12 protein-coding genes, 1 tRNA gene and 2 rRNA genes are annotated in these 12054 nt (G+C 52.9%); 3 read left to right on the forward strand and 12 right to left on the reverse strand.

Annotation, left to right across the window (positions count from 1 at the left end; translation table 11 throughout):
• The first annotated feature begins 8 nt into the window (after positions 1-8).
• From rrf (AC790_RS05945) to rrf (AC790_RS05955), 3 genes are all read left to right on the forward strand, one after another.
• A 5S ribosomal RNA gene (gene rrf / locus AC790_RS05945) occupies positions 9-124 on the forward strand.
• A 14-nt stretch (positions 125-138) separates the two neighbouring features.
• Positions 139-214: transfer RNA gene (locus AC790_RS05950), tRNA-Thr, on the forward strand.
• 33 nt (positions 215-247) lie between these two features.
• Positions 248-363 (forward strand): 5S ribosomal RNA (gene rrf, locus AC790_RS05955).
• Between the two features lie 158 nt (positions 364-521).
• On the opposite strand, the gene AC790_RS05960 is transcribed toward rrf (AC790_RS05955), so the two are convergent.
• The 12 genes from AC790_RS05960 to aroQ all read right to left on the reverse strand — a co-directional run bounded on the left by AC790_RS05960 (position 522) and on the right by aroQ (position 11855).
• Complete coding sequence (locus AC790_RS05960; RefSeq protein WP_007891947.1) at positions 522-1283, reverse strand: amino acid ABC transporter ATP-binding protein; 762 nt, start codon at positions 1281-1283, stop codon at positions 522-524.
• 8 nt (positions 1284-1291) lie between these two features.
• A complete protein-coding gene (locus AC790_RS05965; protein WP_007891949.1) occupies positions 1292-2392 on the reverse strand; it encodes an amino acid ABC transporter permease in 1101 nt (366 codons plus the stop codon).
• A 15-nt stretch (positions 2393-2407) separates the two neighbouring features.
• Positions 2408-3586, reverse strand: coding sequence for an amino acid ABC transporter permease (locus AC790_RS05970; RefSeq protein WP_049851229.1), 1179 nt, complete (start codon positions 3584-3586; stop codon positions 2408-2410).
• A gap of 66 nt (positions 3587-3652) precedes the next feature.
• Complete coding sequence (locus tag AC790_RS05975; RefSeq protein WP_007891952.1) at positions 3653-4678, reverse strand: amino acid ABC transporter substrate-binding protein; 1026 nt, start codon at positions 4676-4678, stop codon at positions 3653-3655.
• Positions 4679-5218: 540 nt separating this feature from the next.
• A complete protein-coding gene (gene fis / locus AC790_RS05980) occupies positions 5219-5515 on the reverse strand; it encodes a DNA-binding transcriptional regulator Fis (protein ID WP_007891954.1) in 297 nt (98 codons plus the stop codon).
• A gap of 24 nt (positions 5516-5539) precedes the next feature.
• Positions 5540-6505 (reverse strand): tRNA dihydrouridine synthase DusB, encoded by a 966-nt coding sequence (dusB, locus tag AC790_RS05985; RefSeq protein ID WP_007891958.1) that lies wholly within the window; start codon positions 6503-6505, stop codon positions 5540-5542.
• A gap of 404 nt (positions 6506-6909) precedes the next feature.
• Positions 6910-7791, reverse strand: a complete 882-nt coding sequence (prmA, locus tag AC790_RS05990) for a 50S ribosomal protein L11 methyltransferase (RefSeq protein ID WP_049851230.1) — start codon at positions 7789-7791, stop codon at positions 6910-6912.
• Between the two features lie 11 nt (positions 7792-7802).
• Positions 7803-9248, reverse strand: a complete 1446-nt coding sequence (gene panF, locus AC790_RS05995; RefSeq protein WP_007891962.1) for a sodium/pantothenate symporter — start codon at positions 9246-9248, stop codon at positions 7803-7805.
• Positions 9238-9480 (reverse strand): YhdT family protein, encoded by a 243-nt coding sequence (locus AC790_RS06000; RefSeq protein WP_007891964.1) that lies wholly within the window; start codon positions 9478-9480, stop codon positions 9238-9240. Before AC790_RS06000 ends, panF begins: the two co-directional genes overlap by 11 nt.
• 72 nt (positions 9481-9552) lie before the next feature.
• A complete protein-coding gene (accC, locus tag AC790_RS06005; RefSeq protein ID WP_007891966.1) occupies positions 9553-10902 on the reverse strand; it encodes an acetyl-CoA carboxylase biotin carboxylase subunit in 1350 nt (449 codons plus the stop codon).
• Between the two features lie 11 nt (positions 10903-10913).
• Entirely contained in the window at positions 10914-11381 is a 468-nt protein-coding gene (gene accB, locus AC790_RS06010) for an acetyl-CoA carboxylase biotin carboxyl carrier protein (RefSeq protein WP_007891968.1), read from the reverse strand.
• A gap of 21 nt (positions 11382-11402) precedes the next feature.
• Entirely contained in the window at positions 11403-11855 is a 453-nt protein-coding gene (gene aroQ / locus AC790_RS06015; RefSeq protein WP_007891972.1) for a type II 3-dehydroquinate dehydratase, read from the reverse strand.
• Positions 11856-12054 lie beyond the last annotated feature (199 nt).

Here is a 12054-nt window from a genome sequence, read left to right on the forward strand (position 1 = left end):
AGAATTTGCCTGGCGGCTTTAGCGCGGTGGTCCCACCTGACCCCATGCCGAACTCAGAAGTGAAACGCCGTAGCGCCGATGGTAGTGTGGGGTCTCCCCATGCGAGAGTAGGGAACTGCCAGGCATCAAATTTAGCGTGCTGATATGGCTCAGTTGGTAGAGCGCACCCTTGGTAAGGGTGAGGTCCCCAGTTCGACTCTGGGTATCAGCACCAGTTATAGGCATGAGTTCGGTTTAAAAGAATTTGCCTGGCGGCTTTAGCGCGGTGGTCCCACCTGACCCCATGCCGAACTCAGAAGTGAAACGCCGTAGCGCCGATGGTAGTGTGGGGTCTCCCCATGCGAGAGTAGGGAACTGCCAGGCATCAAACACAGAAGCCCTGAACGAAAGTTCAGGGCTTTTTTGTATGCGTAAACCCTTAAGCTGCCATCCAAAAGAAGCCCTTTGCGCGTTTCAAATTAAAGATATAAAAAAGCCTCTGCGGTAAAGCAGAGGCCATTTTCAACATAACTGACTGAATATTAGTGAATAACTTGCGAAAGGAAGGCTCGCGTACGTTCTGATCTCGGATTAGCGAAGAACTCCTGCGGCGGCGCCTCTTCGACTATTTCACCGCGGTCCATAAAGATCACGCGATCCGCCACGGTGCGCGCAAAACCCATTTCATGGGTTACGCACAGCATGGTCATGCCATCTTCTGCCAGGCCAATCATCGTATCGAGCACTTCCTTTACCATCTCTGGGTCGAGCGCTGATGTCGGCTCATCAAACAGCATAATTTTCGGCTTCATACAGAGTGAACGGGCGATCGCCACGCGCTGCTGCTGGCCACCAGAAAGTTGGCCAGGAAACTTATGCGCATGTTCAGCAATCCGCACTCGCTGCAAGTAATGCATAGCTAACTCTTCCGCTTCTTTCTTCGGCATTTTACGCACCCAAATCGGCGCCAGCGTACAGTTTTGCAGTACGGTAAGATGCGGGAAAAGATTGAAATGCTGGAATACCATGCCTACTTCAGTACGAACACGCTCAATATTGCGCACATCGTGATTAAGATGAATGCCATCAACCACGATGCGCCCTTGCTGATGCTCTTCCAGATGGTTGATGCAGCGAATAGTAGTGGATTTACCGGAACCCGATGGGCCGCACAGTACGATACGCTCGCGTGGTTTCACCTTTAAATTGATGTCTTTCAGTACGTGGAATTGGCCATACCATTTATTCACGTTTTCGAGTGTAATCATCATGGCATCAGCCGCATTAGTCATAGTTTGTGTCATGTTAAACCTCAGTGCGATGCACGCCCGGTGTGAAAACGCTTCTCCAGATACTGGCTATAGCGCGACATGCTAAAACAGAAAATCCAGTAAACCATGGCAGCAAAAACATAGCCCTCTGTCGACATACCCAACCATGTTGGGTCAACGGTGGCTTGCTGCACGCTACTGAAGAGATCGAATAAGCCGATGATGATCACCAGGCTGGTATCTTTAAACAACGCAATAATGGTGTTCACCAGGCCGGGAATGGTGAGCTTGAGCGCCTGTGGTAAAATCACTAGCGCCTGTGTTTTCCAATATCCCAATGACAGCGACTCGGCCGCTTCGTATTGACCTTTCGGCAGTGCCTGCAAACCGCCGCGCACCACTTCCGCGACATAAGCCGACTGGAATAGGATTACGCCGACCAGCGCCCGCACCAGCTTGTCGATGGTGGTACCTTCTGCCATAAACAGCGGCAGCATGACTGACGACATAAACAGCACGGTAATCAGCGGCACGCCGCGCCAGAACTCAATGAAGATGACCGATAGCGTACGCACCACCGGCATGTCTGAACGGCGTCCTAACGCCAGCAGAATGCCCAGCGGCAGTGCGCCGGCAATCCCCACTGAAGCGATAATCAGCGTTAACGTCAGACCGCCCCATTGGCGAGTTTCAACACGCTCTAAACCGAAGTATCCGCCGTACATCAGGAACCAAACTACGATCGGATATACCACCGCCCAGCAGGCGATATAACGGCCGCGGCGTGGCATCGCTTTGATAAACATCGGGATAATGGAGAGTAAACCGATGATTAGCGAAAGATTGATGCGCCAGCGCAACTCATGCGGATAGAGCCCATACATAAACTGGCCAAAGCGCGCATGGATGAACACCCAACAAGCGCCTTCTTTAGTGCAGTCTGCGCGCGTGTCGCCAATCCAGTTGGCTTGAAAAACCAGCCAGTTCAATGCCGGTGGGATCACGTTCCAAATCAGCCAGATGCTGAACAACGTCAGGAGTGTGTTCAGCCAGCTGGAAAACAAATTTTTTCGTGCCCATAGCCAAGCCTTACTGAGTGGATTGGTTGGGATCGGCGGTGTTTCGTGTGTGGTAACAGACATAATGATCCCGTTCTCTTAACGCTCAACCAGCGCAATTTTGCGATTGTAGAGGTTCATCAGCAGTGAAATGATCAGACTGATAATCAGGTAGACCGCCATGGTGATCGCGATGGTTTCTATCGCCTGGCCGGTTTGATTCAGCACGGTGCCGGCAAACAGCGAGACCATGTCTGGATAACCGATAGCTGCCGCCAGGGAGGAGTTTTTCACGATATTGAGATACTGACTGGTGAGTGGCGGAATAATCACACGCATCGCCTGCGGAATAATCACCTGACGCATCGTCACTGGATTAGGTAAACCGAGCGAACGTGCAGCCTCACTTTGACCATGCGGTACTGACTGAATACCCGAGCGAATCACTTCAGCGATAAACGATGAGGTATAGACCGACAGCGCTAGCGTTAAGGCAGCGAGCTCAGGAATCATCACGAAACCACCGCGGAAGTTAAATCCACGCAGCTCCGGCACATCCCAGTGCATAGCAGCACCAAACAAGGTATGGGCAATCAGCGGCAGCAAAATTACCAGCCCTACCGCAGCGGGCCAGGTGCGGCGCAGCTGGCCCGTTTTTAGCTGATGCTTGCGGTTATAACGAAATAACGCCAAGCAGCCGAGCACCGCAATAGCCAGTGCAATCACAAAGGGCCAGGTACCCGGCGCATATTCCGGCCAAGGGATATATAAGCCACGATTACTGACAAACGCCAGATCAAAGGCGTTCAGCGCCTGACGCGGCCCGGGCAGGTTACGCAGCACCGCAAAGTACCAAAAGAAGATTTGCAGCAGCGGCGGGATATTGCGGAAGGTCTCAATATAAATGGTTGAGAGCTTACGCAGCAGCCAGTTTTCTGACAAACGCGCCAGACCGATAGCAAAGCCAAGAATTGAGGCAAACACAATACAGAGCGCAGAAACCAGCAGGGTGTTGGTTAACCCCACCATAAATACGCGCGCGTAGGTGTCTCCTTCGGTGTAATCGATCAGGTGCTGGACAATGCCGAAGCCGGCACTGCGATCAAGAAACCCGAATCCGGACGTGATGCCACGATTGGCCAGGTTGATTACGGTGTTATGGATTAAATATCCCACCACAGCAAGCACGGCAACAATCGCGACGATCTGGTAAAGCCAGGCGCGAACCGTAGGATTACCGAACGAAAAATCCCTCTTTACGGTTGGGCGTTGCGACATGTTAAAACCTCAGTGAAGATTACGCGTGGGCACCGCAGGATGCGGTGCCCGACTGGCAGGACGAAATTAACGCACTGGTGGAGCGTACTGGATGCCGCCCTGGTTCCAGAGCGCATTCTGGCCGCGTTTGATTTTCAGCGCGCTATCTTTACCGACGTTACGGTCGAACACTTCCTGATAGTTACCCACTTGTTTGATGATGTTGTAAGCCCACTTGTTATCGAGCTTCAGGTCTTTACCGAAGTCACCTTCCGCGCCCAGCAGATGTGCCATATCCGGTGTAGTTGGCTTCGCCACCATGTCATCGACATTTTTAGAGCTGATACCCATCTCTTCCGCATTCAGCATGGCGTACAGTGACCATTTGACGATGGTGAACCAATCATCATCACCGCGGCGTACTACCGGGCCCAGCGGCTCTTTAGAGATCACTTCCGGCAGCACGATGAACTCATCTGGTTTGCCGAGCTTAATGCGCAGCGCATACAGCTGTGATTGGTCGGAAGCGAGGGTGTCACAACGACCGCTGTCGAGTGCCTTGGCGGATTCGTCAGAACGGTCAAAGGTCACTGGCGTGTACTGCATTTTATGGGTCTTAAAGTAGTCAGCCACGTTCAGCTCGGTATCGGTACCGGCCTGAATACATACGGTGGCGCCATCCAGCTCTTTAGCGCTTTTTAAACCGGCTTTCTGGTGAGTCAGGAAGCCGATGCCGTCGTAATAGTTCACGCCAGCAAACAGGAAGCCCATGCCGCCATCGCGCGACGACGTCCAGGTGGTGTTGCGTGACAGGATGTCCACTTCGCCCGACTGCAACGCGGTGAAGCGCTCTTTAGCGGTGAGCGGGGTGTATTTCACTTTGGTTGCGTCGCCAAATACAGCAGCAGCGGCAGCGCGGCACACATCCACGTCGATACCCGTGAATTTGCCGTTGGAGTCAGCATAAGAGAAGCCTGGCAGGCCATCGCTGATGCCGCACTGTACAAAACCTTTCTTCTTAATGGCATCCAATGTGGTGCCGGCGTGCGCTTGTTGAGCAACAGCTAACAGCGAGGCTGCAGCGACCAGAGTGGAAAGCATCATCTTTTTCATAAAGCATCCTGTGTGGCGATATCGTGTGTTGTTATGTTTGCGCGCACTTTAATGTGCACTTTTTTATGTCTGTGGTGGTTAGCCATCCACAACTCTGCAAACCTGATGCCAGGTTTGCAGAATCCTGAATTCTCTGGAAAGATCTTTTAATAAACTGAAGCACTCAGAAGATTCTGGCTAATATGGCGCACCAAAAGGCAGCATGACGAGACGACACGATCACAAATAGTGCAAAAAGTTTCACTATATGGAAGCAGTGTGAGCTAACGCTCACGAGTGGATGTATGACTTTGCACACTTACGGCTGAAGCGGTTGATGATCACAGAGATAGCGGCTTGAGGTCGGGTGGATGGATTAATATCTGAGTAACTGAAGAAAGAGAATAAGGTGCTGAGAAGGGCTAAATATCACTGATGCAATTGCAACTATCGTTACCATTATCGCGACAATTGTTTCATGCGTTGCTACCGCTACGGAACTAAAAGCATAAAAACAAAAACGCCAGCCGCAGGGCTGGCGTTATCGCAGCAACGAACGAATTAGTTCATGCCGTATTTTTTCAGCTTCTTACGCAGGGTACCGCGGTTGATACCCATCATCAGAGCTGCACGGGTCTGGTTGCCACGGGTGTACTGCATCACCATGTCCAACAGAGGCTGCTCGACTTCTGCCAATACCAGCTCATACAGGTCACTAACGTCCTGACCGTTCAGTTGAGCAAAATAGTTCTTCAGTGACTGTTTAACCGAATCACGCAGTGGCTTTTGAGTCACCTGATCCTGAGAGTTAACGGTAGAAACGGTGAGTACGTCAGAATTTACGCGTTGTTCGAACATAGTTCTTTCAGCTCTTTATTTCGTTTACGCAAGATTTTCGAAGTATGCCTCCAACGCCTCCAGCTGTTCGCTGGCATCCTCTATGGCGTTGAATGTGCGCCGAAACTGGTCATCAGGAGCACTTTCCTGCAAATACCAGGAAACGTGTTTTCGGGCAATACGGTATCCTTTGCGCTGACCGTAAAAGTCGTGCAGCTCCCGTATATGTCCAATCAGCATTTGCTTCACTTCAGCCAGCGGCTTCGGTGCCAGCAGCTCCCCTGTGTCCAGATAATGCTGGATTTCCCGGAAGATCCACGGTCTTCCCTGAGCGGCACGGCCAACCATAAGAGCATCGGCTCCGGTATAGTCGAGCACCGCTCTGGCTTTATGCGGGTCAGTAATGTCGCCATTCGCGATAATCGGAATGGAAACACTCTGCTTAACTGTCCGAATGCTATCGTATTCAGCAAACCCCTCAAACAAACAGGCGCGCGTGCGGCCATGAATGGTGAGAGCCTGAATGCCACAGCGTTCAGCCAATTGGGCAATCTCTACACAATTACGATTTTCTTTGTCCCAGCCGGTGCGAATCTTCAGCGTAACCGGTACATCAACTGCGTTAACGACCGCGGTGAGAATCGACTCCACCAGTTGCGGATGTTGCAGCAGCGCAGAACCTGCCATCTTACGATTCACTTTTTTGGCCGGGCAGCCCATGTTGATATCGATAACCTGCGCGCCAGACGCCACATTAATGCGCGCGGCAGCAGCCATCTCATCAGGATCGCAACCGGCAATTTGCACGGCACGAATACCAGGCTCGTCACTATGCACCATACGCAAACGGGATTTGTCACTGGCCCAAACTTCCGGGTTAGATGACAGCATCTCGGAGACAGTCATACCGGCGCCGTTCTCATAACACAGGGTGCGAAATGGCTTATCGGATACTCCGGCCATAGGCGCAGCAATGAGTCGATTACGTAGCTGATGATGTCCAATGCGCATGAAAAAGAAGTGACCCCAACTGTTCGCAAGGCGGCGTATATTACGCATTTTTTAAAGAAGATGAAAGGCCAAACTTTGAACAATTCGCCGTTAAACAACAGGGGAAATGGCTCAAAGGTGTGGGTGATGGATAATATTCTTTATAATTCAGTTAATTAAAAAAATATGATGAAATTGTGTACAAAAATTTTTCTCAAAACATGAGCTAAATCACAACATAAAAACCGCCACATCTGGTAATTAGCCAGAGAAATGACGGCAATATGATTATTAAATGTACTAATTGAGCTAAAGCTGAAAGTCCTGATTAACTTTATCAAGCAATAATCGCGAACGAAAATTATGCCTTTCGGTTATTACCTGAAAGCGCCGAACCGGCCAACCACCGCTGGCCGGTCGGTGAGTTAGCGAAGCACGCCCGTGATACGGCACCACTCTTCTTTCTCAGCTACCGGATCTAAGTCGAAACGATCTACGTAGGCTTCACACACACCTTCCGCCTGGCTCGCTAACACGCCCGATAGCCCAAGATGGCCACCGGCTTTTGGCAGCACGCTAATCAGCGGCGCCAGTTCGCGCAGCGGGCCTGCAAGAATGTTGGCGACCACCACATCTGCCTGCAGGTTTTCCGGCTGCTGGTGCGGCAGATAGAGCGCTAAGCGCTCGGACACGCCATTACGTTCGGCGTTATCACGGCTAGCCTGAATCGCCTGGGGATCGATATCAATACCGATGGCTTGTGCGGCACCCAGTTTCAGCGCGGCGATGGCGAGAATGCCGGATCCACAGCCAAAGTCGATCACCGTTTTACCCTGCAGATCCAGCCCGTCGAGCCAGGTTAAGCACAACGATGTGGTGGGATGGGTGCCCGTACCGAACGCGAGGCCCGGATCCAGCATCACATTGACGGCATCTGGATCGGGCACGTCGCGCCAGCTTGGGCAGATCCACAAACGCTCGCCGAAACGCATCGGGTGGAAGTTATCCATCCATTCGCGCTCCCAATCTTTATCCTCGATCTGTTCGATCTTATGGCGAAAAGCCGATCCCAGCAGAGGATGCTGGCTGAGCTCTGCTACCACATCGCGCATCTCGGTTTCGGCGTCAAACAGGCCGATCACATCGGTATCGCCCCATAAAAGCGTTTCACCGGGCAGCGGCTCATAAACCGGATTGTCGTGGGTATCCTGGAAAGTCACCGACACGGCACCCACATCCATCAGCGCATCGCTTAGGGTCTCGGCATTGGCGCCGGTGCTATTAATTTTGATTTGAATCCAAGGCATCGCGTTTCTCTTTATTCCAGTGTCGCAGCCTGCGTTGCAGGCGTGCGACCAAACAGATTGCCTACCAGGAAGGCCAGCAGGCTTAAGGTCAATGACGGAACGATCGGGTGGAATCCCCACCATTCAATATTCAGGCTGGCCAGCAGCGTATAGCATCCGGCGCCGACCAGCATGCCGCTGATTGCGCCGGTAGAATTGGCACGTTCCCAGTATAAACCCAGCACCAGCGGCCACAGGAATACGGCTTCCAGGCCACCAAAGGCCAGCAGGTTTAACCAGATAATCATGTCGGGTGGATTCCACGCGGCTAGCAGCAGCAACACGCCGAGCACGAAGGTGATGGTGCCCGACAGCATGCGCAGGCGCGCCTCATTTTCACTGTGCTGCGGCGCGATACGCAGATAGAGATCTTTGATCAGCGTAGCGGAGGATTGAAGCAGCTGCGCGTTAATGGTCGACATAATGGCCGCCATGGGTGCCGCAAGAAATACGCCCGCCGCCATCGGCGGTAATACCGTGATCATCAACGTGGGAATCACACGATCGGGAATGGTCAGATCCGGCAGGATGACCCGTCCTAGCGCGCCGGCCAGATGCATGCCGAACATCAGAATCACCACGACGATAGTGCCGAGCACGATACCGCGATGCATGGCTTTGCTGTCTTTATACGAAATACAGCGCACGGCAGTATGCGGCAGGCCAATCACGCCAAAACACACCAGCACCGCAAAGGAGCTCAGGAAGGTGGGGTTGATGACATTACCAACACCTTCCGGTGACGTCAGCTGCGGATCGATAGTGTGCAATTTGCTCACCGCAGACGCCAATCCGCCGGCATGGTGGATCACCGCGAACAGCAGTAAGAAAGTGCCGATCAGCATTACCAGGCCTTGCATGGCGTCGTTTAACACGCTGGCGCGGAAGCCGCCGAAAGCGGTGTAGAGCGCGATGGTGCCGCCGAAAATCAGCAGGCCGGTATCGTAAGGAATGCCCGCCGCCGTCTCAAGCAGGCGCGCGCCGCCGATGAACTGCACGGTCATGGCACCGATAAAGGCAACTAACAGACTAATGCTGGAGAGCCAGATCAGCAGCGTGCTGCCATAGCGTCCATACAACATATCGTTAAGCGTGACGGCATTGTAGCGGCGCGCCAGAATCGCGAATTTCTTCCCTAACACGCCCAGGGAGAGCCAGACGGCCGGTACCTGAATCATCGCTAGCAGCACCCATCCGAGGCCATATTTATAGGCCGCACCAGGGCCGCCAATAAACGAGCTGGCGCTGATATAGGTAGTGGTGATAGTCATGGCCAGCACAAAGCCGCCCATCGAACGGCTCCCAAGGAAGTATTCACTGAGGAAGTTGCCCTGACGCTGTTTGCGCATGGCAAACACCGACAGCGCGGCAATCAGCACCAGGTAGGCTAATAGCGGAAGAATGATTTCAGAGTCCATCGTTATCCTCCAGCGACATGTCGCGGAACAGCACGCGCACCATCAGCCAGCACAACACAATAAACAGCAGCGGCGCGAACACACACGAAAGCTCAAACCAGCGTGGTAAGCCAAACAAGCCGATCTCATTGCCGCCCAGCCAGGCAGAAAGTCCCCATACGGCGAGGTAGGCCAGCGTCAGATAAAATGACCAACGCGCCTCTTTGTTTGCTTGCAAAAAACGCCAATCCATTATGTAACCTCAAAGGCAACAAAAATGAAAAAGGCCGGAGTTAACCGGCCTCTGTTTTGCTCTGCGCTGCAATTACTTCTCTTGCAGGCCGAGTTTCTTCTCCAGATAGTGGATGTTAGTCCCACCTTGCTGGAAGTTTTCGTCGGACATGATTTTCATCTGCAGCTCAATGTTGGTCTTGATGCCATCGATGATCAGTTCCGCCAGCGCATTCTTCATGCGCGAGATTGCCACGTCACGATTTTCACCATAGGTAATCAGCTTACCAATCATGGAATCGTAGTACGGTGGCACGCTGTAACCGGCATAGATATGCGATTCCCAACGCACGCCAAAACCGCCTGGCGCGTGGAAACGAGTGATCTTGCCCGGGCTTGGCAGGAAGGTGTTAGGATCTTCGGCGTTGATACGGCATTCCACCGCATGACCGCGAATAATCACGTCTTCCTGTTTAATTGACAGCGGCTGACCAGCAGCGATGCGCAACTGCTCTTTGATTAGATCCACGCCGGTGATCATCTCGGTTACCGGATGCTCAACCTGAATACGGGTGTTCATCTCGATGAAGTAGAACTCACCGTTTTCGTACAGGAACTCGAAGGTACCCGCACCGCGATAGCCAATGTCGATACAGGCTTTGGAGCAGCGCTCGCCGATGTAGCGACGCAGTTCCGGCGTGATGCCTGGCGCTGGTGCTTCTTCGACAACTTTCTGGTGACGTCGCTGCATAGAGCAGTCACGTTCGGCCAGATAGATGGCGTTACCCTGGCCATCGGCCAGTACCTGAATCTCGATGTGGCGTGGGTTCTCGAGGTATTTCTCCATGTACACCATGTCGTTGTTGAAAGCCGCTTTGGCTTCCGCTTTCGTCATGTTGATGGATTGCTCAAGATCCTTGTCGCTGCGCACGACGCGCATACCGCGACCGCCGCCGCCGCCGGAGGCTTTAATGATCACCGGATAACCGATGCGCTTGGCGAAGGCACGGTTTTTTTCCATGTCGTCGGTCAGCGAGCCGTCAGAGCCTGGTACGGTTGGCACGCCGGCTTTCTTCATGGCGGTGATAGCTGACACTTTGTCGCCCATCAGGCGAATGGTGTCGGCTTTCGGGCCGATGAAGATAAAGCCTGAGCGCTCAACCTGCTCGGCGAAATCGGCGTTCTCAGAGAGGAAGCCGTAACCCGGGTGGATGGCAACCGCGCCGGTAATTTCGGCGGCGGAAATCAGTGCCGGGATGTTCAGATAGCTTTTGACCGAAGGTGGCGGGCCGATGCAGACAGTTTCGTCCGCCAGCAGCACGTGCTTCAGGTCACGGTCCGCGGTGGAGTGCACAGCAACAGTCTTGATACCCAGCTCTTTACAGGCACGCAGAATGCGCAGCGCGATCTCACCACGGTTAGCAATGACAATTTTATCCAGCATGCTTCGCCTCGTTATTCGATGATGACCAGCGGCTCGTCAAATTCAACCGGTTGGCCGCTTTCGACCAGGATTGCCTTCACAACGCCGGATTTGTCGGCTTCGATCTGGTTCATCATTTTCATCGCTTCAACGATGCACAGCGTGTCGCCGGCGTTCACTTTCTGGCCGACTTCAATGAAGGCTTTCGCGTCCGGGCTTGGGGTGCGATAGAAGGTGCCAACCATCGGTGAACGCACGATGTGGCCACTGATTTCTGGTTTTGCGGCTTCTGCTGCAACCGGTGCCGCAGGAGCAACGGCGGTCGCCAGCGCAGGCTGCTGCATCATTGGTGCAGCGTACGCCTGCTGCATCATCGGGTAGCCGGCATTTGCAGGTGAACGGCTGATACGAACGGACTCTTCGCCCTCGGAGATTTCCAGCTCGGAGATGCCAGACTCTTCAACCAGTTCGATCAGTTTCTTAATTTTACGAATATCCATGAGTGTGGTTCCGTACTCTGTTTAATTGGAATGTGACAGGCGTTTTACTGCCGTTTGTAAAGCCCAAGAGTATCCATCAGCGCCAAGTCCACAGATGACGCCGGCAGATACATCGGAAAGATAGGAGTGATGTCGGAACGGCTCGCGTGCATGCACATTTGAGAGATGCACCTCTATAAAAGGAATGCTAACCGCCAACAGGGCATCACGCAGTGCAACGCTGGTATGCGTGAACGCAGCAGGATTGATGATGATGTAATCCACATTGCCGCGGGCTTCGTGAATACGGTCAATCAACTGAAACTCTGCGTTCGATTGCAAATGACTCAATTTCACATGGTGCTGATCGGCCTGTTGCGTCAGATCGCCGACGATTTGCGCCAGCGTGGTGTGACCATATTTATCAGGCTCGCGCGTTCCCAGTAAATTCAGATTGGGACCGTTCAAAAGCAGTATGTGAAATTTGTGCGCCATCTTGCTGCTATCTCCTGCAATCAGTAAGGCATCGCGTAAAATACCGCGGCGTCTTGCATTTGTCACCCTTGCGGATGAAAAAGAAGACGTGGCTTGCAATAAAGCCGGGCATTATATCCGTTTCGTCGCCATTCGCAGCAAAATACTGGTCTTATCTGCGAAGTTGATCGGATGTGGCCCGAAGGCCACACGTTTTAAC

This window comes from Pantoea sp. RIT-PI-b (assembly GCF_001187905.1).
Classification (GTDB): domain Bacteria; phylum Pseudomonadota; class Gammaproteobacteria; order Enterobacterales; family Enterobacteriaceae; genus Pantoea; species Pantoea nemavictus.

Excerpts from the sequence above, each read along its gene's own strand:
- accB (WP_007891968.1), bottom strand. The coding sequence starts at position 11,381 with ATGGATATTCGTAAAATTAAGAAACTGATCGAACTGGTTGAAGAGTCT.
- accC (WP_007891966.1), bottom strand. The coding sequence starts at position 10,902 with ATGCTGGATAAAATTGTCATTGCTAACCGTGGTGAGATCGCGCTGCGC.
- fis (WP_007891954.1), bottom strand. The coding sequence starts at position 5,515 with ATGTTCGAACAACGCGTAAATTCTGACGTACTCACCGTTTCTACCGTT.
- AC790_RS05970 (WP_049851229.1), bottom strand. The coding sequence starts at position 3,586 with ATGTCGCAACGCCCAACCGTAAAGAGGGATTTTTCGTTCGGTAATCCT.
- AC790_RS05965 (WP_007891949.1), bottom strand. The coding sequence starts at position 2,392 with ATGTCTGTTACCACACACGAAACACCGCCGATCCCAACCAATCCACTC.
- AC790_RS05960 (WP_007891947.1), bottom strand. The coding sequence starts at position 1,283 with ATGACACAAACTATGACTAATGCGGCTGATGCCATGATGATTACACTC.
- prmA (WP_049851230.1), bottom strand. The coding sequence starts at position 7,791 with ATGCCTTGGATTCAAATCAAAATTAATAGCACCGGCGCCAATGCCGAG.
- aroQ (WP_007891972.1), bottom strand. The coding sequence starts at position 11,855 with ATGGCGCACAAATTTCACATACTGCTTTTGAACGGTCCCAATCTGAAT.
- AC790_RS06000 (WP_007891964.1), bottom strand. The coding sequence starts at position 9,480 with ATGGATTGGCGTTTTTTGCAAGCAAACAAAGAGGCGCGTTGGTCATTT.
- AC790_RS05975 (WP_007891952.1), bottom strand. The coding sequence starts at position 4,678 with ATGAAAAAGATGATGCTTTCCACTCTGGTCGCTGCAGCCTCGCTGTTA.
- panF (WP_007891962.1), bottom strand. The coding sequence starts at position 9,248 with ATGGACTCTGAAATCATTCTTCCGCTATTAGCCTACCTGGTGCTGATT.
- dusB (WP_007891958.1), bottom strand. The coding sequence starts at position 6,505 with ATGCGCATTGGACATCATCAGCTACGTAATCGACTCATTGCTGCGCCT.